The sequence below is a fragment of the Lelliottia sp. F153 genome (assembly GCF_002870005.1).
Classification (GTDB): Bacteria; Pseudomonadota; Gammaproteobacteria; order Enterobacterales; family Enterobacteriaceae; genus Enterobacter; species Enterobacter nimipressuralis.
The window spans coordinates 24,867-47,971 of record NZ_PKFT01000003.1; the positions used below are offsets into that span (position 1 = coordinate 24,867).

Annotated in this window: 21 protein-coding genes; 8 read left to right on the forward strand and 13 right to left on the reverse strand. The window is 54.4% G+C overall.

What is annotated here, in order from left to right; all coding sequences use genetic code 11:
• Positions 1 to 30 precede the first annotated feature (30 nt).
• The 8 genes from rseP to rpsB form a co-directional block, all read right to left on the reverse strand.
• A complete protein-coding gene (gene rseP / locus F153LOC_RS09890; protein ID WP_102104631.1) occupies positions 31 to 1,383 on the reverse strand; it encodes a sigma E protease regulator RseP in 1,353 nt (450 codons plus the stop codon).
• 11 nt (positions 1,384 to 1,394) lie between these two features.
• On the reverse strand, positions 1,395 to 2,252 hold the full coding sequence (gene cdsA, locus F153LOC_RS09895) for a phosphatidate cytidylyltransferase (protein WP_100777555.1): 858 nt from the start codon (positions 2,250 to 2,252) through the stop codon (positions 1,395 to 1,397).
• A 12-nt stretch (positions 2,253 to 2,264) separates the two neighbouring features.
• A complete protein-coding gene (gene ispU / locus F153LOC_RS09900; RefSeq protein WP_100777556.1) occupies positions 2,265 to 3,023 on the reverse strand; it encodes a (2E,6E)-farnesyl-diphosphate-specific ditrans,polycis-undecaprenyl-diphosphate synthase in 759 nt (252 codons plus the stop codon).
• Positions 3,024 to 3,204: 181 nt separating this feature from the next.
• Positions 3,205 to 4,407 carry a 1-deoxy-D-xylulose-5-phosphate reductoisomerase gene (ispC, locus tag F153LOC_RS09905; protein WP_102104630.1) on the reverse strand — a complete coding sequence of 401 codons (1,203 nt, stop codon included), beginning with the start codon at positions 4,405 to 4,407 and terminating at the stop codon, positions 3,205 to 3,207.
• 98 nt (positions 4,408 to 4,505) lie between these two features.
• A complete protein-coding gene (gene frr / locus F153LOC_RS09910; protein WP_095280841.1) occupies positions 4,506 to 5,063 on the reverse strand; it encodes a ribosome recycling factor in 558 nt (185 codons plus the stop codon).
• A 170-nt stretch (positions 5,064 to 5,233) separates the two neighbouring features.
• Positions 5,234 to 5,959, reverse strand: a complete 726-nt coding sequence (gene pyrH / locus F153LOC_RS09915; RefSeq protein ID WP_100777558.1) for a UMP kinase — start codon at positions 5,957 to 5,959, stop codon at positions 5,234 to 5,236.
• A 149-nt stretch (positions 5,960 to 6,108) separates the two neighbouring features.
• Positions 6,109 to 6,960, reverse strand: coding sequence for a translation elongation factor Ts (gene tsf, locus F153LOC_RS09920; protein ID WP_100777559.1), 852 nt, complete (start codon positions 6,958 to 6,960; stop codon positions 6,109 to 6,111).
• A gap of 121 nt (positions 6,961 to 7,081) precedes the next feature.
• Positions 7,082 to 7,807, reverse strand: a complete 726-nt coding sequence (gene rpsB / locus F153LOC_RS09925) for a 30S ribosomal protein S2 (protein WP_100777560.1) — start codon at positions 7,805 to 7,807, stop codon at positions 7,082 to 7,084.
• 322 nt (positions 7,808 to 8,129) lie between these two features.
• Here rpsB and map point away from each other — a divergent pair, with 322 nt between their 5' ends.
• The 4 genes from map (at position 8,130) to F153LOC_RS09945 (ending at position 13,023) form a co-directional block, all read left to right on the forward strand.
• A complete protein-coding gene (gene map / locus F153LOC_RS09930; protein WP_102104629.1) occupies positions 8,130 to 8,924 on the forward strand; it encodes a type I methionyl aminopeptidase in 795 nt (264 codons plus the stop codon).
• 64 nt (positions 8,925 to 8,988) lie between these two features.
• Positions 8,989 to 11,664: a bifunctional uridylyltransferase/uridylyl-removing protein GlnD gene (gene glnD, locus F153LOC_RS09935; protein ID WP_102104628.1), complete on the forward strand. Its 2,676-nt coding sequence runs from the start codon at positions 8,989 to 8,991 to the stop codon at positions 11,662 to 11,664.
• Between the two features lie 34 nt (positions 11,665 to 11,698).
• Positions 11,699 to 12,523: a 2,3,4,5-tetrahydropyridine-2,6-dicarboxylate N-succinyltransferase gene (gene dapD, locus F153LOC_RS09940; protein WP_008501915.1), complete on the forward strand. Its 825-nt coding sequence runs from the start codon at positions 11,699 to 11,701 to the stop codon at positions 12,521 to 12,523.
• 110 nt (positions 12,524 to 12,633) lie between these two features.
• A complete protein-coding gene (locus F153LOC_RS09945; RefSeq protein WP_023480393.1) occupies positions 12,634 to 13,023 on the forward strand; it encodes a DUF3461 family protein in 390 nt (129 codons plus the stop codon).
• Positions 13,024 to 13,107: 84 nt separating this feature from the next.
• Here the strand turns inward: F153LOC_RS09945 and cdaR are convergent, their stop codons facing one another.
• From cdaR to dgt, 3 genes are all read right to left on the reverse strand, one after another.
• On the reverse strand, positions 13,108 to 14,265 hold the full coding sequence (gene cdaR / locus F153LOC_RS09950; RefSeq protein WP_100777564.1) for a DNA-binding transcriptional regulator CdaR: 1,158 nt from the start codon (positions 14,263 to 14,265) through the stop codon (positions 13,108 to 13,110).
• Positions 14,266 to 14,419: 154 nt separating this feature from the next.
• Positions 14,420 to 15,868, reverse strand: coding sequence for a serine endoprotease DegP (gene degP, locus F153LOC_RS09955; RefSeq protein WP_100777565.1), 1,449 nt, complete (start codon positions 15,866 to 15,868; stop codon positions 14,420 to 14,422).
• Between the two features lie 130 nt (positions 15,869 to 15,998).
• The gene (gene dgt, locus F153LOC_RS09960) at positions 15,999 to 17,513 is read right to left on the reverse strand and encodes a dGTPase (protein WP_102104627.1); all 1,515 of its coding nucleotides are present in this window, start codon (positions 17,511 to 17,513) and stop codon (positions 15,999 to 16,001) included.
• Between the two features lie 82 nt (positions 17,514 to 17,595).
• On the opposite strand from dgt, the gene mtnN reads away from it, so the two are divergent.
• Genes mtnN through F153LOC_RS09975 form a run of 3 tightly spaced genes read left to right on the forward strand, consistent with a single transcriptional unit; the run spans position 17,596 to position 19,737 of the window.
• A complete protein-coding gene (gene mtnN / locus F153LOC_RS09965; RefSeq protein WP_100777567.1) occupies positions 17,596 to 18,294 on the forward strand; it encodes a 5'-methylthioadenosine/S-adenosylhomocysteine nucleosidase in 699 nt (232 codons plus the stop codon).
• Positions 18,287 to 19,084 carry a vitamin B12 ABC transporter substrate-binding protein BtuF gene (gene btuF / locus F153LOC_RS09970; RefSeq protein ID WP_102104626.1) on the forward strand — a complete coding sequence of 266 codons (798 nt, stop codon included), beginning with the start codon at positions 18,287 to 18,289 and terminating at the stop codon, positions 19,082 to 19,084. The genes mtnN and btuF overlap by 8 nt, the downstream gene beginning before the upstream one ends.
• Positions 19,085 to 19,113: 29 nt before the next feature.
• Positions 19,114 to 19,737, forward strand: a complete 624-nt coding sequence (locus tag F153LOC_RS09975; protein ID WP_100777569.1) for a TRIC cation channel family protein — start codon at positions 19,114 to 19,116, stop codon at positions 19,735 to 19,737.
• A gap of 74 nt (positions 19,738 to 19,811) precedes the next feature.
• On the opposite strand, the gene erpA is transcribed toward F153LOC_RS09975, so the two are convergent.
• The gene (gene erpA, locus F153LOC_RS09980) at positions 19,812 to 20,156 is read right to left on the reverse strand and encodes an iron-sulfur cluster insertion protein ErpA (protein WP_100777570.1); all 345 of its coding nucleotides are present in this window, start codon (positions 20,154 to 20,156) and stop codon (positions 19,812 to 19,814) included.
• Positions 20,157 to 20,241: 85 nt separating this feature from the next.
• Positions 20,242 to 21,642, reverse strand: a complete 1,401-nt coding sequence (gene clcA, locus F153LOC_RS09985) for a H(+)/Cl(-) exchange transporter ClcA (RefSeq protein ID WP_102104625.1) — start codon at positions 21,640 to 21,642, stop codon at positions 20,242 to 20,244.
• Between the two features lie 178 nt (positions 21,643 to 21,820).
• On the opposite strand from clcA, the gene hemL reads away from it, so the two are divergent.
• Positions 21,821 to 23,101: a glutamate-1-semialdehyde 2,1-aminomutase gene (gene hemL / locus F153LOC_RS09990; RefSeq protein ID WP_100777572.1), complete on the forward strand. Its 1,281-nt coding sequence runs from the start codon at positions 21,821 to 21,823 to the stop codon at positions 23,099 to 23,101.
• The last annotated feature ends 4 nt before the right edge of the window (positions 23,102 to 23,105 follow it).

Sequence of the window (23,105 nt, forward strand, 5' to 3'; positions counted from 1 at the left end):
GTTATTATGCATTCTTCCTAACTATCTCTCTTACAACCGAGAGAAATCATTGAAAAGCGCAAGCCCCATTAACAGCACTAGCAGTATCGAGCCAATGCGATAACTAAAGTCTTGAACTCGCTCGGATACCGGTCCACCTTTTAGCTTTTCGATCGCTAAAAACAGCAGATGCCCCCCGTCTAATACGGGAAGCGGGAACAGGTTGATTATCCCGAGGTTCACGCTAATGAGCGCGAGAAACATGAGATAGTAAATCACCCCGAATTCCGCTGACATCCCAGCCCCTTGAGCGATAGAAATCGGCCCACTGAGGTTGTTCAGTTTTACGTCACCGGTAATCAATTTCCCCAACATGTTGACCGTCAGCTTCATCAGTTGCCATGTTTTATCCGTGGCTTCAAGGATGGCGCTGAACGGCCCATACTGGCGTATTGTCTTGTACTCATCTGGCAGCGGAATCACTTTGGGCACTACGCCCGCAAATCCTTCTGCCTTACCACCACCCGGCTTGGTGTCCGGGATTAGCGTCAAGGAGAGCGGACTCCCCTGTCGTTCGATCTCAACTGCCAGCGGTGTGCCAGGATTATCGCGCACCAGAATAACAAACGTCATCCATTGTGTTAACGGTTGACCATCGACTTTAACGATCCTGTCGCCCGCTTGCAAACCTGCTTTACTCGCCGCCGAATCAGCCTGCACTTCAGCTAACACCGGTTCGATCTGCGCACCGCGTGGGCGAATGCCCAATGCCGCAACTGGATCTTCCTTATCTGGCTCAAACGCCCAGTGACGCAAATCGAGGACTTTGTCCTGACGCTGACTGGCACCAAAGGGTGAAACAGTGATGGTGGTCTGATCATCGCCGATTTTAGAAACCAATTGCAGCCTGACAGCTTCCCAATCAGGGGTTTCGATACCATCGATCGCTTTAAGTTCCATGCCCGGTGCAATTTGCGCCGTCGCGGCGATGGAGTTGGCGGTTATTTCACCAACAACCGGACGAACACCAGGGACACCGATGATAAACACCAGCCAATAGGCGAAAATGGCGAAGATGAAGTTCGCTACCGGACCGGCAGCAATGATGGCGGCGCGCTGGCCGACGGTTTTGTTGTTGAAGGCGTAGTGTCGCATCTCAGGCGCAACAGGCTCTACACGCTCATCCAGCATTTTTACGTAGCCGCCGAGCGGGATCAGCGCGATGACAAACTCAGTACCATGGCGATCTGTGCGACGCCAAAGCGCTTTACCGAAGCCAATCGAAAAACGCTCGACCCGCACACCGCAACGCCGCGCAACCCAGAAATGGCCAAATTCGTGCACAGTGATGAGTACACCAAGTGCAACAATGAACGCCGCCAGATTCCATAGGATGCTCAGCATAAAACCTTCCGTTAAATCGTGCCAAATACCAGCAACAACAGGCATGCGAAGACCGGTACCGCAGCCGTCAGGCTATCAATGCGATCCAGTATTCCACCATGTCCTGGGATAAGGTGACCGCTGTCTTTGATCCCTGCTTCACGCTTGAACATGCTCTCGGTTAAATCCCCAAGAACGGACGCCAGCGCGGCAAAAATAGAACAAATCAGCAGCGTGCTCGGCGCGACGTCAAGATTCGCCCACACGCCATATCCCCAGGAGATAATCGCCGCCGTAAACAGACCGCCGATGAACCCCTGCCAGGTTTTGCCAGGCGACACTTTCGGCGCCAGTTTATGTTTGCCAAAGAGTTTACCAAACATATAGGCCCCAGAGTCAGCACCCCAGACGAGAATCATCACATAGAGCAGCCACAGTGAGCCGCTGTAATGGTTGTCGTCGTAGTGCCACACACGCAGCACAAGCATACCCCAGAAAAAAGGAACAATTGTGAGCAGGCCGAAAATCAGGCGCAGCGTTTTAGAGTTGCGCCAGAATGTTGCAGAGCCGGGATAAAAAAGCACCAGCAGCAATGCGACAACCCACCAGCCCAGCGAGGCCCACAGGGAACCCTCAATCAATGGCTGATGGATATTGTGATGGTACTCAGGCAACAACAACAGCATCAGCGCCAGTAACAGGCCACAGAGTACAGCCAGCCATACCCGCTGAGTGCGCGAAGTAAAGCCGCTAAGCTGCCCCCATTCCCACGCGGCGAGCATACACACCACCAGCGTGACAATGGCAAATCCCACCGGCGGCAGTAAAAACAGCGCCGCGATAACGATGGGTATTAATACAAAAGCGGAAATCAGGCGATACTTCAGCAAAAGCTACCCCCATCAGACTTTTTCGGCGCCTGGCTCAGTGCCGCCGAAGCGACGCTCACGATTGGCAAAGGCATTCAGCGCACCTTCAAAGTCTTGTTCATCAAAATCGGGCCAAAGAACATCCGTAAAGTAAAGTTCGGCATAGGCAATTTGCCAAAGCAAAAAGTTACTGATTCGATGTTCTCCCCCTGTCCTAATAACCAAATCCACAGGTGCCAGTTCGTTCATGCAGATTTGCTGACCCAGCGCCTCTTCATCAATTTGGTCGGGTCTTAACAGCCCTTCCTGAACTTGCTCAGCCAGATGCCGAACACCCTGGATAATGTCCCAACGTCCGCCGTAATTCGCCGCGATATTGAGCGTCAGACCGGTATTGTTTTCGGTCACCGCTTCCGCTTTACGAATGCGCTCCTGCAGACGTGAGTTGAAACGACTGGTATCACCGATAATGCGCAAGCGGACGTTGTGGCGGTGCAGGCTTTTTACTTCGCTGTCGAGCGCCCACACAAACAATTCCATCAACGCAGTCACTTCCTGCGGCGGTCGATTCCAGTTTTCACTGCTGAAAGCATAGAGCGTTAACGCATCAATGCCGTTATTGGCGGCAAAAGATACGGCGCGGCGAACAGATTTCGCCCCAGCTTTATGCCCAAAGGCTCGTATCTTCCCTTGTCTTTTCGCCCAGCGGCCATTGCCATCCATGATGATTGCTACATGGCGACAGCCATGAGCTGGCAAGTTTTCGCTTATTGGTTGATTCGCAGACAACATAACGCGTTTTTAGTCCCTGAAAGGATTTAACGGTACTCAGGAATACTGAAGCCTTTCCACAAAAAAGCCGTGTAAACCACGGCTTACCTGACCACTCTACGTCAAATACCAGCGATCAGGTGGCGCAGACTATATCACCGAAGCCCAACGCTAACAAATAGCACGACGACTCGTGGGTGGATTATCGCCCGCTTGCGAGATGCGTCACTTGTTCGCGTGCAACGACGCGCGCTTGCGCATCGACTGCCAGCACTTCTTCCACGCTCTGCGGTTCACGCAAATCCATTGCTTCAAGCACCGAAAGATTGAGTGCCGCGATATCCGTAAAGCGGATGTGCTGATTCAGAAATGCCTCAACGGTCACTTCATTGGCGGCATTGAGCGCGGTAGTCGCTGCTTGTCCCTGATCGAAGGCGTTCATCGCCAGTTTCAGACAAGGGTAGCGATCGTAGTCAGGCTCGCTGAAAGTCAGTGAGCTGATTTTGCAAAAGTCGAGCGGTTTTACCCCTGAGACTACACGGTTCGGCCACGCCATCGAATGGGCGATAGGCGTGCGCATGTCCGGTTCGCCCAGTTGCGCCAGCACGCTACCGTCCTGATAGCGCACCATCGAGTGAATCACCGACTGCGGGTGGATCAGCACTTCCATCTGTTTCGCCGATGCATTAAACAACCAGCGAGCTTCAATGTATTCCAGACCTTTGTTCATCATAGTGGCGGAATCGACGGAGATTTTTCGTCCCATCGACCAGTTCGGATGCCGACAGGCCTGATCGGGCGTCATTGCGGCCAGTTCAGACAGCGGCGTTTCACGGAATGGGCCACCAGACCCGGTAAGCAAAATTGACACCACGCCATTCTGCTCAAGTGAAGCGTACCCCAGGTTTTCCTGAAAAGGTTGCGGTAAACTCTGAAAAATCGCGTTATGTTCGCTATCTACCGGTAAAAGTCGCGCACCTCGCGCTTTCACGGCTTCCATAAACAGGCGGCCGCAGGTCACCAGCGACTCTTTATTTGCCAGCAGTACCGTCTTACCGGCATCAATAGCAGCAAGCGTTGGCAGTAAACCCGCTGCCCCCACGATGGCCGCCATGACCTGGTCCACGTCACTTAGCGCAGCCATTTCGCATGCGGCCTGCTGACCACTTAAAACCGCGGTGCGACTGCCATTCTCTGTCAGTAACGTTTTGACCTGGCGAGCACTTTCCTCGTCATCCATCACCGCATAGCGGGGAGTAAACTCCAGACACTGTTCAACCATGCGCTGCACGTTCTTACCGGCCACGAGGGCGATTACCGTGTACTGGTCAGGGTTGTGACGAACAACGTCGAGAGTGCTGCAACCGATAGAGCCGGTCGAGCCGAGAAGAGTTAAATGCTTCATGAGATGCCCGGAAGAAAAGTTAGACCATATAAAAGCAAAACGCCGCCAGCAAAGTCACAGGACTTTCTGAACGGCGTTTTATCAGATGACGTCAGAAATCAGAACTGCATCAGTTCCGCTTCTTTATCTGCCAGCGCCGCGTCAACTTTCTTGATCGCAGCGTCAGTCATTTTCTGCACGTCGTCCTGAGAACGACGATCGTCATCTTCGCTGATTTCTTTCTCTTTCAGCAGTGCTTTCACTTTATCGTTCGCATCACGACGCACGTTACGCACGGCAACGCGAGCGCCTTCAGCTTCGCCACGCACGACTTTGATCAGCTCTTTACGACGCTCTTCTGTCAGTGGAGGCAGCGGAACGCGGATATCAGTGCCCGCAGAGCTTGGGTTCAGACCCAGATCGGAAGCCATGATGGCTTTTTCAACAGCCGGGCCCAATGAACGATCGAAAACGTTGATTTTCAGGGTGCGGGTGTCTTCAACCGTTACGCTCGCCAGCTGACGCAGCGGAGTTGGGGTACCGTAGTATTCCACTACAATGCCATCCAGCAGGCTTGGGGAAGCACGACCAGTACGCACTTTGCTGATTTGGTTTTTGAACGCTTCTACGCATTTTTCCATGCGTGTTTCAGCATCTTTTCTGATGTCGTTAATCACGTTACGAATCCTTGAACACTAGTCTCAGGCAGACTATCCGCCAGCACAGCCGCTATAGGTGTGCTAAGTATAGTCGCGTTTAATTCATGACAACGCCAAAGGCGCGTCCAGGTAACAAACCCACTACAAAAGTAATGCGGAATCTTACCTGTATTTGTCGTCAACGGAAATTATTCCGTGATCAAAGTGCCTTCTTTTTCGCCCATCACTACGCGACGCAGTGCACCGGGCTTATTCATGTTGAAAACACGAATCGGTAATTTGTGGTCGCGAGCCAGCGTGAAGGCGGCAAGATCCATCACTTTCAGCTCTTTATCCAGCACTTCGTTGTAGCTCAGCTGATCATACATGGTCGCAGTCGGATCGGTTGCTGGATCGGCAGTAAACACGCCGTCGACTTTGGTGGCTTTCAGCACCACGTCTGCTTCGATCTCGATCCCGCGCAGGCACGCTGCGGAGTCGGTCGTAAAGAACGGGTTACCGGTACCGGCGGAGAGGATCACGACGCGGTTATTGCGCAGCAGGCTGATCGCCTCTGCCCAGCTGTAGTTATCACATACGCCATTCAACGGAATAGCGGACATCAGGCGGGCGTTCACATAGGCACGGTGAAGCGCATCACGCATAGCCAGGCCATTCATCACGGTTGCCAGCATACCCATGTGGTCGCCCACAACGCGGTTCATACCCGCTTTCGCCAGACCAGCGCCACGGAAGAGGTTGCCACCGCCAATAACTACGCCAACCTGGATACCCAGTTCAACCAGTTCTTTGATTTCCTGTGCCATGCGGTCAAGAATGCTTGCGTCAATACCGAAGCCTTCCGTTCCCTGCAGTGCTTCGCCACTCAGCTTAAGCAGAATGCGTTTGTACACGGGTTTTGCATTGGTAGCCATGTTTCTTTCCTGAGACTGTCAACGATTAAGATGGGGGTTAATTCTGGCGACATAGTATGCCGCTTATCAGTACAGAAACCAGAGGGCTCTGTCTGATTTACACATGAGGGGCAAAAAGAAGCCGCCCTCAGGCGGCTCCTTCGCAATCATTAAGACTGCTTGGACATTGCAGCAACTTCTGCTGCGAAGTCAGTTTCAACTTTCTCGATGCCTTCGCCCACTTCGAAGCGGATGAAGCCAGTTACGTCAGCGTTGTGCTCTTTCAGCAGCTGAGCAACAGATTTGCTTGGATCCATAACGAAAGGCTGGCCAGTCAGAGAAACTTCGCCGGTGAATTTCTTCATGCGGCCTTCAACCATTTTCTCTGCGATTTCTTTAGGCTTGCCAGACTGCATGGCGATGTCCAGCTGAACCTGGTACTCTTTTTCTACTACTTCAGCAGACACGTCTTCTGGTTTCACGAATTCTGGCTTGCTTGCAGCGATGTGCATAGCCAGCTGTTTAACCAGCTCTTCGTCAGCGCCTTTAGCCGCAACCAGAACACCGATACGTGCGCCGTGCTGGTATGAACCCAGAACGTCGCCTTCCAGTGCTGCAACACGACGGATGTTGATGTTCTCACCGATTTTAGCAACCAGAGCAACACGTTCTTCTTCGAACTGTGCTTTCAGAACGTCAACGTCAGTGATTTTGCCAGCAACCGCTGCGTCCAGTACTTTGTTTGCGAAAGCCTGGAAACCGCCGTCTTTAGCGACGAAGTCAGTCTGGCAGTTAACTTCCAGAATGATGCCGTAGGTGCCGTCGATCTTAGTGATGATCACGCCGTCAGCTGCAACGTTACCTGCTTTTTTCGCCGCTTTGATTGCGCCGGATTTACGCATGTTTTCGATTGCCAGCTCGATGTCGCCGTTCGCTTCAGTCAGCGCTTTTTTGCAATCCATCATGCCTGCGCCAGTACGCTCGCGCAGCTCTTTTACCAGGGATGCGGTAATTTCAGCCATTCTTTAATCCTCGGGAGAGATGTCCTGCCCGGTTTAAGAAACCAGACAGGCTTAAAAGTGAAAAAGGGGCCAGATAGAGGCCCCTATTTATACACGGTACTAAATAAGGGACAGAACCTTATTATTCAGCTTCTACGAAGCTTTCTTCCGCCTGGGAAGCCAGATCCTGGGAACGGCCTTCACGAACGGTAGCAGCAACAGCGCTCAGGTACAGGCTAACAGCACGGATTGCATCGTCGTTACCCGGGATAACGAAGTCAACGCCGTCCGGATCGGAGTTGGTATCAACGATAGAGAATACCGGGATACCCAGGTTGTTAGCTTCTTTGATTGCGATGTGCTCGTGATCAGCGTCGATAACGAACAGAGCGTCTGGCAGACCGCCCATGTCTTTGATGCCGCCCAGGCTGTTTTCCAGCTTGTCCAGCTCACGAGTACGCATCAGCGCTTCTTTTTTGGTCAGCTTATCGAAAGTACCGTCCTGAGACTGGGTTTCCAGATCTTTCAGGCGCTTGATGGACTGACGAACAGTTTTCCAGTTGGTCAGCATGCCGCCCAACCAGCGATGGTTCACGAAGAACTGATCGCAGCTGTTTGCAGCTTCTTTCACAGCTTCGCTTGCAGCGCGCTTAGTACCAACGAACAGAATCTTACCTTTACGGGAAGAGATCTTGTTCAGCTCAGCCAGGGCTTCGTTGAACATTGGTACAGTTTTCTCAAGGTTGATGATGTGAACTTTGTTACGCGCGCCGAAGATGAAAGGCTTCATTTTCGGGTTCCAGTAACGGGTCTGGTGACCGAAGTGAACACCAGCCTTGAGCATGTCGCGCATGGAAACAGTTGCCATGTTTAAAACCTCTATTTAAAAGTTGGGGTTATGCCTCCACGTATCCCATATTACCGACCCCGAAGGGCACCCCGGAATATGTGCCGATACGTGTGTGTTATTTACACAATGTGAGAGTTGTCGCCTCTGGTCCATCTTGTGTATTACAAATGGATCGGAAGTCCGGCGCGCTTTATACCACAAAACGCCACCATAAACCAATAATTGTTGGCGGTGTGTGCTGTTAATGATTCTCAATTTGGCAGGCAACGCTCCAGACTGGTACCATTGACAACACTTAGACTAGTATTGTCGAAAAAATCGACACCGATGGACAGATTACATGGCTATCTCTATTAAGACCCCTGAAGAAATTGAAAAGATGCGCGTCGCCGGTCGTCTGGCTGCTGAAGTGCTGGAAATGATCGAACCGTACATCAAACCGGGCGTCAGCACCGGCGAGCTGGATCGCATCTGTAACGACTATATCGTCAACGAGCAGCACGCGGTCTCCGCCTGCCTCGGCTATCACGGTTTCCCGAAATCCGTCTGCATCTCTATTAATGAAGTGGTGTGTCACGGTATTCCGGATGACGAGAAGCTTCTGAAGGATGGCGACATCGTCAACATCGACGTGACCGTCATCAAAGACGAGTATCACGGCGACACCTCCAAAATGTTTATCGTTGGCAAACCGACCATCCTCGGCGAGCGCCTGTGCCGCATCACCCAGGAGAGCCTCTACCTGGCACTGAAAATGGTTAAGCCAGGCATCCGCCTGCGTACCATTGGTGCCGCGATCCAGAAATTCGTGGAAGCGGAAGGTTTCTCCGTCGTGCGCGAATACTGTGGTCACGGCATTGGCCGCGTGTTCCACGAAGAGCCGCAGGTTCTGCATTACGATGCGGATGACGGCGGTGTGGTGCTGCAAAAAGGCATGACCTTCACTATCGAACCGATGGTGAACTCCGGCGACTACCGCATCCGTACCATGAAAGATGGCTGGACGGTAAAAACCAAAGACAGAAGCTTGTCTGCGCAGTACGAGCATACTATTGTGGTAACAGACAACGGCTGCGAAATTATGACGTTGCGAAAGGATGACACCATCCCGGCGATACTCTCGCACAACGAATGATAAGAAGCCGGCAAATGCCGGCTTTTTTAATGGCTATAGCTTTTACTTATGGGTGGCGCACGAGATGAGTAACCTTTTACCCGAACAGTATCCGAACACGGCACTCCCCACCCTGCCCGACCAGCCGGACAACCCTGGAGTCTGGCCACAGCGCGAGCTCACGGTGGCGGATATAAAAGCGCATATCGACGTTTTTCAGCGCTGGCTGGGTAAAGCCTTTGACGAGGGTATTTCGGCGGAAGAGCTCATCGAAGCGCGCACCGAATTTATCGATCAGCTGCTGCAACGCCTGTGGATTGAGTACGGCTTTGGTCAGATAAGCGATGTCGCGCTGGTCGCCGTGGGCGGCTACGGGCGCGGTGAACTGCACCCGCTTTCCGATATCGACCTGCTGGTGCTGAGCCGCAAAAAACTGCCCGACGAACAGGCGCAAAAAATTGGCGAACTCCTGACGCTTCTGTGGGACGTGAAGCTGGAAGTTGGCCACAGCGTCCGCACGCTCGAAGAGTGCCTGCTGGAAGGGTTATCGGATCTCACGGTCGCCACCAACCTGATTGAAACGCGCCTGCTGATCGGCGACGTCGCCCTGTTCCTTGAGCTGCAAAAACATATCTTCAGCGACGGTTTCTGGCCGTCGGAGCGCTTCTTCGCCGCGAAAGTAGAAGAGCAAAACGTACGCCACCAGCGCTATCACGGCACCAGCTATAACCTCGAGCCGGACATCAAAAGCAGCCCCGGCGGCCTGCGCGACATTCACACCCTGCAGTGGGTCGCCCGTCGCCATTTTGGCGCGACGTCTATGGATGAGATGGTCGGTTTTGGCTTTTTAACCGAAGCCGAACGCAACGAGCTCAACGAATGCCTGCATCTGCTGTGGCGCATCCGTTTTGCCCTGCATCTGGAAGTGACCCGCTACGATAACCGCCTCTTGTTCGACCGCCAGCTCAGCGTCGCCCAGCGCCTGAACTACAGCGGCGAAGGCAACGAGCCGGTTGAACAGATGATGAAGGATTTCTTCCGCGTCACCCGCCGCGTCTCTGAGCTTAACCAGATGCTATTGCAGCTCTTTGATGAAGCCATCCTGGCGCTGACCACCGATGAAAAACCGCGTGCGATTGATGACGAATTCCAGCTGCGCGGCACCCTCATCGATCTGCGCGATGAAACGTTGTTTATTCGCGAGCCGGAAGCGATCCTGCGGATGTTCTACACCATGGTGCGCAACAGCACGATCACCGGGATCTACTCCACCACGTTGCGTCATCTGCGCCATGCACGCCGCCATTTGACGCAGCCTCTGTGCTATATCCCGGAAGCGCGTTCACTCTTTCTTAGCATGTTACGCCACCCCGGTGCTGTCAGCCGTGGCCTGCTGCCGATGCACCGCCATAGCGTGCTCTGGGCCTACATGCCTCAGTGGTCGCACATTGTCGGCCAGATGCAGTTTGACCTGTTCCACGCCTACACGGTAGACGAACACACCATTCGCGTGATGCTGAAACTGGAAAGTTTCGCTAAAGAAGAGACACGGTCGAAGCACCCGCTGTGCGTTGAGCTTTGGCCGCGCCTCAGCCACCCGGAACTGATTCTGATTGCCGCCCTGTTCCACGATATCGCCAAAGGGCGCGGCGGCGACCACTCGGTGCTCGGTGCCCAGGACGTGCTGAAATTTGCTGAACTACACGGCCTGAATTCACGCGAAACCCAGCTGGTCGCCTGGCTGGTACGCCATCATCTGCTGATGTCCGTCACCGCGCAGCGCCGCGATATTCAGGACCCGGAAGTGATCAAACAGTTCGCCGAAATCGTCCAAACTGAAAATCGCCTGCGTTTTCTGGTCTGCCTGACGGTCGCGGATATCTGCGCCACCAACGAAACCCTGTGGAACAGCTGGAAGCAGAGCCTGTTGCGCGAGCTCTATTTCGCGACCGAAAAACAGCTGCGTCGCGGGATGCAAAATACGCCGGATATGCGTGAACGCGTGCGTCACCACCAGCTTCAGGCGCTGGCGCTGCTGCGAATGGACAACATTGATGAGGAAGCGCTGCATCAGATCTGGTCGCGCTGCCGGGCCAACTACTTTGTCCGCCACAGCCCAAATCAGCTCGCCTGGCACGCGCGGCATCTGCTGAAGCACGATCTGAAAAAACCGCTGATCCTGCTAAGCCCACAGGCAACGCGCGGCGGGACCGAAATCTTTATCTGGAGCCCGGATCGGGCCTATCTGTTTGCCGCCGTCTGCGCAGAACTCGACCGGCGCAATCTGAGCGTTCACGACGCGCAAATTTTCACCACCCGCGACGGCATGGCAATGGACACCTTTATCGTGCTGGAGCCGGACGGCAGCCCGCTATCATCCGACAGGCACGAAGGCATTCGCTTCGGTCTGGAACAGGCGATTACCCAGCACAGCTGGCAGCCGCCGCAGCCGCGTCGCCAGCCGGCGAAATTGCGCCATTTTACCGTCGATACGGAGGTCAATTTCCTGCCAACTCATACGGACCGGAAATCGTTCCTCGAACTGATCGCCCTTGACCAGCCGGGCCTGCTGGCGCGCGTTGGCCAGGTTTTTGCGGATCTGGGAATTTCGCTGCATGGCGCCAGAATTACAACCATTGGCGAGCGAGTAGAAGATTTATTCATAATCGCCACCGCCGACCGACGTGCCCTTAATAATGAGCTGCAACTTGAGGTACAACAACGGTTGACAGCAGCCCTCAATCCAAACGATAAAGGGTGACGTGTTTTTTAGTGAAATGGAAAGAGTAAAAACAATGCAGCAGTTACAGAACGTTATTGAGTCCGCCTTTGAGCGTCGCGCCGAAATTACCCCGGCAAATGTGGATACCGTCACCCGCGAAGCGGTGAATCAGGTGATTTCTCTGCTTGATTCCGGCGCGCTGCGTGTCGCGGAAAAAATTGACGGCCAATGGGTAACTCATCAGTGGCTGAAGAAAGCCGTGCTGCTCTCTTTCCGTATTAACGATAACCAGGTTATCGACGGAGCAGAAAGCCGCTACTTCGATAAAGTGCCGATGAAGTTCGCTGATTACGACGAAGCGCGTTTCCAGAAAGAAGGTTTCCGCGTGGTTCCGCCTGCGGCCGTTCGCCAGGGCGCGTTTATCGCGCGCAACACCGTACTGATGCCGTCCTACGTGAACATTGGTGCTTACGTTGACGAAGGCACCATGGTGGATACCTGGGCAACCGTCGGTTCTTGCGCGCAGATTGGTAAAAACGTTCACCTGTCCGGTGGCGTCGGCATCGGTGGCGTTCTTGAGCCACTGCAGGCCAACCCAACCATCATTGAAGACAACTGCTTCATCGGCGCGCGCTCCGAAGTGGTTGAAGGCGTGATCGTAGAAGAAGGCTCAGTGATCTCAATGGGCGTCTACATCGGTCAGAGCACCCGCATTTACGATCGTGAAACGGGTGAAGTGCATTACGGTCGCGTTCCGGCCGGTTCGGTTGTCGTTTCCGGTAACCTGCCGTCTAAAGATGGCAAATACAGCCTGTACTGTGCGGTTATCGTGAAAAAAGTCGATGCGAAAACGCGGGGCAAAGTCGGTATCAACGAACTGCTGCGTACCATCGATTAATCGGGTATAACAAAAAGCGGGGCCACCCCGCTTTTTTTACATCTGATGGTGGCGAAGATAGACTTTTTCGTTAATTATTCATAGGTTATGTTGAGCTCAAGGGTACCGCTATGTACGATAATCTGAAAAGTCTGGGCATTACCAATCCTGATGAAATTGATCGTTACAGCCTCCGCCAGGAAGCGAACAACGATATTCTGAAAATCTATTTTCACAAGGACAGAGGAGAGTTTTTCGCGAAGAGCGTGAAGTTCAAATACCCGCGTCAACGTAAAACCGTCGTCGCTGATGGCGTCGGCCAGGGGTATAAAGAGGTTCAGGAAATCAGCCCGAATCTCCGCTATGTCATTGATGAACTCGATCAGATCTGCCAGCGCGATCGCACCGAAGTCGATCTTAAACGTAAGATCCTTGACGATCTGCGTCATCTTGAAAGCGTTGTGACCAACAAGATCAGTGAAATTGAATCGGATCTTGAGAAGTTAACGCGCGGGAAATAAATGCAAAACGGCAACTCCCGGTTGCCGTTTTTTGTTTTTCACTCTTCCTTAAAAGAGGGCGGAGTTAAGGCTTCAGGCCGTACATCACCGCTGCTCATCCAGCTGCAACGCCACATACAGCAGCAACCTGTCATCGAAATTCCCCAGATCCAGCCCGGTCAGTTCTGATATACGGTTCAACCGGTATTCCAGCGTATTGCGGTGAATAAACAGCGCCTTCGAGGTCGCCAGCGGCTGAACGTTATGACGAAACCAGGCCTGCAGCGTACGGCGCAGTAGCCCGTTATTATCCATCGCCTTCAGGCGCACCAGCGGTCGCGCCAGCTCATTGGCCTGCCAGCCGCCGCGTAAACTGTCGAGCAGCACCGGCAACATTAAATCCTGATAGAAATAGCCCCGGCTTTCGGGCATCCGCTGTTTCCCCACCATCATGGTGGTGCGCGCCGTTCGCCATGAACGCGCGATGCTGCCCGGCCCAGTGAAATAATTGCCGAGCGCGACGCGAAAACGCAGCTGCCCGTTCTCTTTCATGCGTGAGATAAGTTGCTCAACCCGACGCCGATGGTCTTCCGCATCCCAGCGGCCAAACGGGTTCAGCGCCGGTTTCAGCACCACCATTTCCGTCAGCGACACGATTGCTACCAGGTTATTCCGCTCCGGTGTCGCCAGCGCGTTTTGCAGCTGCTGCAGCTCCGCCATTGCGCTATCCACACCAAGCTGACCGCTGTCTACCTCAATCACCGCCACCACGCGCGGTTGGTTGAGATCGATACCCAGACGCTGCGCCCACTCCGTGAGCGCCGGCGTGTGCTCTTCGGCCTGAATCAGGTTCATCACCAGCTCTTCGCGCAGACGGCTGTCCTGAGCCAGGAGGTGCATCAGGCGCGATTGCTCCAGCATCATCTCGGCAGTCATGCACACCAGTTCACCGTATTTTCGCAGTGATTCTGGCTCGCCGGTCAGGCCAATGACGCCCACGATCTCCCCTTCCAGGCGCAGCGGCAGGTTTATCCCCTGACGCACGCCGTGCAGGTGTCGCGCCACCGCATCGTCGATATCCACCACCCGCCCCTGGGAAAGCACCAGAAGCGCACCTTCGTGCAATTCCCCAATGCGCTCGCGATCGCCGCTGCCGATAATTCGTCCACGGGCATCCATTACGTTGATATTGGTATCGATGATGCGCATGGTTCGCGCCACGATTTCCTGCGCCATTTTGGTATCAAGATGCCAGCCAGCCATGTAACCCTCCTGTGAGCTGAGCTCAAGCATAGGGGAGTTCAAAGGGTGTCGCATTGTGCGGATGCACAAAGTCAGGGGGAGAAGTATGGACTTGTGGAAAGGGTCACAGAAACGAAGAAAGCCCCTGCCTGATAGCAGGCAGGGGCTGAGGGAATTACTGCATCAACAGGTACAGCGTAGTGTCACCACGCTGAATATTCAGCGCCAGCACCGTTGGTTTGCTGTCGAGAATTTTCCGCAGTTCCGCGATGTTTTTCACCGGCTGCTGGTTTGCGCCGATAATCACATCGCCTTTTTTCAGGCCAATACGCGCCGCCGGAGTGTTAGCTTTGACATTGCTCACCACCACACCTTTATCCGCGCCTTTGTTGCTCATATCCGCACCTTCAATACCGCTGAAGATAGTGCTGGAGTCGACCTGATTCTGGCTGCTCTGCTGCAGTTCCAGACTCACGTTCACCGGTTTGCCATCGCGCAGGAGACCCAGGTTCACTTTGCTGCCGACCGGCATAGAGCCGACTTCAGCACGCAGCGCCGCGAAGCTGCTGATTGGCTTGCCGTTCAAGGTGGTGATCACATCACCGGCCTTGATACCGGCCTTCGCCGCAGAAGAGCTCGGCATGACCTGGCTGACGAATGCGCCGCGCTGAGCGTCAACTTTCATTGCTTTCGCCAGCTCGGAGTTCAGCTCTGTACCCAGAATACCCAGCTCGCCGCGTTTCACCTGGCCAAACTCAACCATCTGACTGGTCAGGTTTTTCACCATGTTGCTTGGGATCGCAAAGCCGATACCGATGTTGCCGCCGTCCGGTGCCAGGATCGCGGTGTTAATCCCGATCAGCTCACCGTTCAGGTTCACCAGCGCACCGCCGGAGTTACCACGGTTAATCGCCGCATCGGTCTGAATGAAGTTTTCGTAGTTTTCCGCATTCAGGCCGCTACGACCCAGCGCAGAAACGATACCGGAGGTCACGGTTTCACCCAGACCAAACGGGTTACCAATTGCCACGGTGTAATCACCGACGCGCAGAGCATCGGAGTCAGCGAGTTTAATCGCCGTCAGGTTTTTCGGATCTTGAATCTGGATCAGAGCGATGTCAGAGCGGGGATCTTTACCCACCACTTTGGCATCAAATTTACGGCCATCGCTCAGCTGCACTTTGATGGTGCTGGCGTTGTCCACCACGTGGTTGTTGGTCACAACATAGCCTTTCGCGGCATCAATAATGACACCTGAGCCGAGCGCCATGAATTTCTGCTGCTGACCGCCGCCGTTACCCGCACCTGGGCCATCATCGCCCGCGCCGCCACCCTGACAGAATGGCGAACTCTGGAACGGGGAACCGTCCTGGCAGAACGGTGAGTTGTCACCGAAGAACTGCTGGAAGTTGCGCGGCATGCGCGGTGTATTAACGGTTGTGCTCCCCTCAACGTTAATACTCACCACCGATGGCATCACTTTTTCGAGCATCGGGGCAAGGCTTGGCATCTGCTGCGCCGTGGCGGCCGAAGAGGCGGTCTCGGCTGCGGTGGCAGTCAGAGGGGATAACGCTAAACCTAAACTCAGAGCCAGTGCACTCATTGCTAATGTGGTTTTTTTCATGTTCTCAATCTCGATTTACAGATAACGCAAAATTGCTGTGTACATCAGATTCGTTTTATAGCCCGAAGTTCCGGGATTAAGTTTTTGGAAAAAGTAAAAATTTATTGTTCGTCTTTACAAAACTCATTCATTATTCCACTGCCATCAGGCGCCGGTATTCATCCCATGCATACAAATCGGTCATGCCGCTGATATAGTCCTGAATAAGACGGCAGCGATAATAATATTCCAGCACCGGCCACTGTATGGTATCGCGTTCAATTTTACTCACCGCTTCGACGTAGGCAAGACGATGGCGTGTCGAGAGTTTATGCAGCAGCCGCGTTTCTATCGGCAGACGCTTAATACGATCTTTTTCCACCAGCTCGGTAAAATCGTCGACGGATAATTGCAGCAGCGGTCGATAAATTTCCAGCAGGCCACTGATCACCCGGTAACCCTGCAATTCCAGCTGTTCGACGTCGGGATGGCTGAATACATGCCGCATCGCAACGTTCTTATACAACTCAAGCAGTTGGCTGAAACCACTGTCATCTTCCAGCAGCGCGTGATTAAACTCGCCGTTAAAAATCGCCGGCAAATTATCGATAAAACGTGATGCCGCGTAGGGCACCAGTTTATTTAATGTATTGACGCGCAAATACATGAAGAACTGATCTTCGGTGCTGCGACTCAATGAATTAGAACGCGATTTATCCCACGCGTTTTCGACCACCTGAGAAAACAGAGAGCCTTTCTCATGAGGGCCCCAGGTCTCGTAAAGATGCTGGTAAAGCTCTTCAACGCTGAATATTCTTTTCTCAACCGCGTCTTCCAGATCGGCCACGCAATAGGAGATATCGTCCGCGGCTTCCATAATCCAGGTCAATGGAAAGCGGCCATGCGGGGTCAGTGAAAGTTCTTTACGCAGCCTTTCAATATAGCGTTCTTCGGATAAATAATAGCCGGGCTTTTTCATTAAATAGCTGTGCGTCGCGGGCGGTTCACCCATCCACCACGCCGGGCGGGTGTATTTCAGAATGCAGCCGACCTGCGCCCACGTCAGGTTCATGCGCATCAGGGAGTGCACCAGCCGAATCCCCTGCGCATTGCCTTCGAACTGGCAAAGATCCTGCCGCACCTTGCGACGCAATTCGTTTAAGGTCTCTTCGCCTTCGCGCAGACGAAGCGCCCTAACGATACAACGGTCATCGCTCAGCGGCTGGCTTGCCGCATCGGAGGGGAACAGCTTCTGTTTGAACCAGTCGTTTATCGCCGCCTCGCCAAAATGACCAAACGGCGGGTTGCCAATGTCATGCATCAGACAGGCCATCTCCACGATGCTCTCGAACGGCCCGGTCAGTTCATCCAGACCGTAGGTTTCGAGCAAACGCTGCTCTTTCAGGCGACTTAAAATCTCTTTGGCGATGTAACGCCCGACCTGCTGTACTTCCATGGAATGGGTGAGGCGCGTGCGAACCGCGGCATTGCGCTCCAGCGGGAACACCTGGGTTTTTTGTTGCAGGCGGCGGATCGCCGGGGAGTTCACAATGCGCCCGCGATCGCTTTCGAAGATACGCAGGATCTCGTGCTCGCTCTTTTCTCCCTGCGGAGAACGGAAACGACGATGCCAGTTAATTTTGTTGCGAAAATCGATTGGTGCCATGAGCTCCCCCGCCTGAGAATGCGTTTCCCCTGATGCGCATGATAGACTATGCATCTTAACAAGGCACATCGCGAGTAAATCTATGAAAATCGGCATTATTGGTGCAATGGAAGAAGAAGTTACGCTGCTGCGTGACAAAATTGAGAACTGTCAGACGCTCTCTCTGGGTGGATGTGAAATCTACACCGGCCAGTTGAACGGCACTGACGTCGCTCTGCTGAAATCAGGCATCGGTAAAGTGGCGGCAGCACTGGGCGCGACCCTGCTGCTTGAGCGCTGCAAACCGGACGTAATCATCAACACCGGTTCTGCGGGCGGTCTGGCTCCTACGCTGAAAGTGGGCGATATCGTGGTCTCCGATGAAGCGCGCTATCACGATGCCGATGTCACGGCATTCGGTTACGAATATGGCCAGCTGCCTGGCTGCCCGGCAGGCTTTAAAGCCGACGATAAGCTGATTGCTGCCGCAGAAAGCTGCATCGCCGAGCTGAACCTGAACGCCGTGCGCGGTCTGATTGTCAGCGGTGATGCGTTCATCAACGGCTCTGTCGGTCTGGCGAAAATCCGCCACAACTTCCCTCAGGCGATTGCCGTAGAGATGGAAGCGACCGCTATTGCACATGTGTGCCACAACTTCAGCGTGCCGTTTGTGGTGGTTCGCGCCATCTCCGACGTGGCCGATCAGCAATCCCACCTGAGCTTCGACGAGTTCCTGGCAGTTGCCGCCAAACAGTCCACCATCATGGTCGAAACCCTGGTGCAGAAACTGGCGCGTGGCTAAGTATGCAAGGGCGCTGGTCGCCCTCTTCTTACTTGTACCGGCGTGGCTTGTGGCCGCGCCGCGTGTTATCACCCTCTCCCCCGCCAATACGGAACTGGCTTTTGCCGCCGGGATCACCCCCGTGGGTGTGAGCAGCTTTTCTGACTATCCCCCGGAAGCGAAAAAGATCGAAGAGGTCTCGACCTGGCAGGGGATGAATCTCGAGCGCATCGTGGCGCTAAAGCCGGACCTGGTGCTTGCCTGGCGCGGCGGGAATGCCGAACGTCAGGTCAACCAGCTCTCATCGCTCGGCATAAAAGTGCTGTGGGTCGATGCCATCAGCATTGAGCAAGTGGCGCAAGCGTTACGTGATTTAGCCCCCTGGAGCCCGACACCTGAAAAAGCGCTGCAGGCCGCACAGCAAATGCTGAACGACTACGCTGCACTGAAGAAAAAATACGACACGCCGGTGAAAAAGCGCGTCTTCCTGCAGTTTGGCAGCCAGCCGCTGTTTACCACCGGAAAAGGATCTATTCAGAATCAGGTTCTGGAAGTGTGTGGCGGTGAAAATATCTTTGCAGCAAGCCGCGTTCCCTGGCCTCAGGTCAGCCGCGAACAGGTACTGGCGCGTCAGCCACAGGCCATTGTGGTGATAGGGAATGCGAGTGAGATTCCGAAAATTGAAAATTTCTGGCAAAGCCAGCTAAAAATTCCCGTTATTGCCCTACACAGTGACTGGTTTGAACGGGCAAGCCCGCGTATTATCCTCGCCGCAAAACAACTCTGCTCTGCCCTGGCGCAGAGCCATTAATTAGGCCCTCATCCTCTGAGGATTGAAAAATGCTCGTTTATTGGCTGGATATCCTTGGCACAGCCGTTTTTGCTATCTCCGGCGTTCTGCTTGCGGGCAAATTACGCATGGACCCCTTTGGCGTATTAGTGCTCGGCGTGGTGACGGCCGTCGGTGGGGGGACGATCCGCGATATGGCGCTCGATCATGGCCCGGTGTTTTGGGTCAAAGATCCCACCGACCTGGTGGTCGCGATGGTGACGTGCCTGCTGACCATCGTGCTGGTGCGCCAGCCACGCCGGTTACCAAAATGGATCTTGCCGGTGCTCGATGCCGTGGGCCTGGCGGTGTTTGTCGGGATTGGCGTCAACAAAGCCTTTATGGCAGGTACCGGTCCGCTGGTGGCAATCTGCATGGGCGTATTGACCGGCGTCGGCGGCGGGATTATCCGTGATATTCTGGCGCGCGAAATCCCAATGATTCTGCGCACCGAAATCTACGCCACCGCCTGTATTATCGGCGGAATTGTCCACGCAACCGCGTTCTACACCTTTGGCGTAGAGCTGGAAACCGCAGCGATGATCGGCATGGTGGTGACGCTGGTGATTCGTCTGGCGGCGATTCGCTGGCACCTTAAGCTGCCGACGTTTGCACTGGATGAAAACGGAAGGTAAAAGCAAAACGGCAACCCAAGGTTGCCGTTTTTGGTGTTCGTACCCTCTCCTGGTCGGAAAAGGCCGCATCACAGTTAAATACTGAACGAAGATCCACACCCACAGGTGCTTTTCGCGTTCGGGTTAGTCACCACAAAGCGCGAACCTTCCAGGCCTTCGGTGTAATCCACCGCGCCACCGACCAGATATTGCAGGCTCATCGGGTCAACGACCAGCGCGACACCCTGCTTCTCAATGGTCATGTCACCGTCGTTGATCTGATCGTCGAAAGTAAAACCATACTGGAAGCCGCTGCAACCACCGCCGGTAATATAAACACGCAGTTTCAGCTCCGGATTATTTTCATCCGCAATCAGGCTTTTCACTTTAATGGCTGCTGCTTCGGTAAACTGCAACGGCAGCGCTACGTCATCACTCATTTTTTGCTCCCATGAATACTGCTACTGAATCGGATTAAAAAACATCCAATTCTTTTTTTCATTATCTAATACCCTGGTAATTCATTCAAGTATTCTGCTTCTCAGCCAGTACCGCTTCTTGCTTCGCCAGGGTACGCGCAAGAATGGTGGAGTATAACGGCTTTCCGCCCAGGAATTGGGCTAATAGTGTCGCGCCGAGACAGGTAATGATCATTGGCAAAATGAGCTGATAATTGTCGGTCATCTCCAGAACCAGCACGATAGCGGTCAGCGGCGCGCGCAACGACGCCGCCAGCAGCGCCCCCATTCCGGCAACGGCAAAGGTCCCGGCCTGCAACTCATACCCCGGAAATCCCGCTGCGGCGGCTATTCCAAAAGCGGTGCCGAGCAACATTCCCAGCGCCAGCATCGGCGCAAAAATTCCGCCCGGGGCGCCCGAGGAAAAACAGAGCAGCGTCGTCACCACGCGGGAGATAAACAGAAATAGCAGCATTCCCAGGCTAAAATTGCCAGCCACGGCGATGGGAATCAGGTTGAATCCGCCGCCTGCTGCACCCGGTTCGATCACGCCCAGCACACCGCACATCCCGCCGAGCAGACCGCCGATCAACACCCATTTCGTGATATTACCGCCGTGAATGCGCTGGAACATATCCTGTGTTTTGAGTATCAGGAAATTAAACAGCGGCCCCAGCACGCCAAAAATCATCCCCAGAATCAGATACAGCCACAGCGTGTTCACCGGCGCATTGGTGAGCTTACCCACCTCAATGACTGCGGATTCGCCGTTGAAAATGCGAAACACAATGCTCGACATGATCACGCCAGTGAAGACCGCCTTGATCGAGATAAGGTTGTAGCGAAACTGCGGGCGCATCTCTTCGATAATAAACAGTATCCCGGCCAGCGGTGCGTTGAAGGCCGCCGAAAGCCCCGCCGCGGCCCCGGTCGCCAGCAGCGTATGGCGTGCTTCGCCGCTGCGCATGCGGAAAACATCCGCCACCATCCTCCCAATATTCCCACCAAGCTGCACCGTTGGCCCTTCACGGCCTAACACCATGCCTGCCCCGAGCGTTCCCATCCCACCGATGAATTTCACCGGAATCACGCGCCACCAGCGCACCGGACGCAGCTCTTCCAGCGCGCCTTCGATTTCGGGAATACCGGAACCGCCCGCCTCCGGGGCAAATTTGCGTACCAGGAAATAGCCCAGCATTGCCAAAAGCGCCGACAAGCCAAAAGCCATCGACCACAGCAGCCACGGGTTATCGGCCACACCGCCCAGCGTGCCGATGCGCCAGTTTTGTACGCCATTGACGGCTTTCTCAAACGCCACGCCCACAAGCCCGGCGAGCGTTCCGACTACCGCGGCCATCACCAAGATCACCAGCGGCGTTTTGTCGCGATTCAATAAGCGTCGAACGCTGACCCGACGGCGCTGGCGGGCAAATTGCTGTTCTTCAAAAGAGGAGTTTTGTGCTGTCATCACGGCTTCTTTTATTGGTCATACAATTAACGCAGGGATTTTAATGCCCCTGACGCTGCCCGTCGCCTGAAAAATCCTAAACAATTGTTCAGGATCATTGGGGCAAAAATTTTATAACCTTCGGCGAATCCCTTAGAATAGCTGGCTAAACCCTTTTCTACGAACCAGGAACGACGCTATGAGTAAGTCTGAAAACCTCTACAGTGCAGCACGCGAGCTAATCCCAGGCGGGGTCAACTCTCCTGTTCGCGCCTTTACCGGCGTCGGCGGAACGCCGCTGTTTATTGAACGTGCGGACGGCGCGTATCTGTACGATGTGGACGGCAAAGCCTATATCGATTATGTCGGCTCCTGGGGTCCGATGGTGCTGGGTCACAACCACCCGACTATCCGCAATGCGGTGATTGAAGCGGCGCAGCGCGGCCTGAGCTTCGGTGCACCTACCGAGATGGAAGTCAAAATGGCGGAGCTGGTGACCGAACTGGTCCCGACCATGGACATGGTGCGCATGGTGAACTCCGGTACGGAAGCCACCATGAGCGCTATCCGCCTGGCGCGCGGCTTTACCGGTCGCGACAAAATCATCAAATTCGAAGGCTGCTATCACGGTCACGCCGACTGTCTGCTGGTAAAAGCCGGTTCCGGCGCGCTAACCCTTGGCCAGCCGAACTCTCCGGGCGTACCGGCAGATTTTGCCAAACACACCCTGACCTGCACCTATAACGATCTGGAGACGGTTCGCGCCGCCTTCGAACAGTATCCGCAGGAGATCGCCTGCATCATCGTGGAACCTGTCGCGGGTAACATGAACTGTATCCCTCCGCAGCCAGAATTCCTGCCGGGCCTGCGCGCGCTGTGCGACGAATTCGGCGCGCTGCTGATCATCGACGAAGTAATGACCGGCTTCCGCGTGGCGCTGGCGGGTGCTCAGTCTTACTACGACGTGGTACCAGACCTGACCTGTCTGGGCAAAATCATCGGCGGCGGTATGCCGGTGGGCGCCTTTGGCGGCCGCAAAGAGGTGATGGAAGCGCTGGCCCCGACGGGCCCGGTTTATCAGGCGGGTACCCTGTCCGGTAACCCGATTGCGATGGCGGCAGGTTTTGCCTGCCTGACCGAAGTGGCGCAGCCGGGTATTCACGAAACCCTGACCGATTTGACCACCCAACTGGCTAACGGGCTGCTGGAAGCCGCAGAAGAAACGGGCATTCCACTGGTGGTGAACCACGTGGGCGGCATGTTCGGGATCTTCTTCACCGATGCGAAAACCGTGACCTGCTATCAGGACGTGGTGAAGTGCGACGTTGAGCGCTTTAAGCGTTTCTTCCATCTGATGCTGGAAGAGGGTGTGTATCTGGCACCGTCAGCGTTTGAAGCGGGCTTTATGTCCGTGGCGCACAGCGAAGAAGATATCAATAACACCATCGACGCAGCGCGTAAGGTGTTTGCGAAGCTTTAATCGC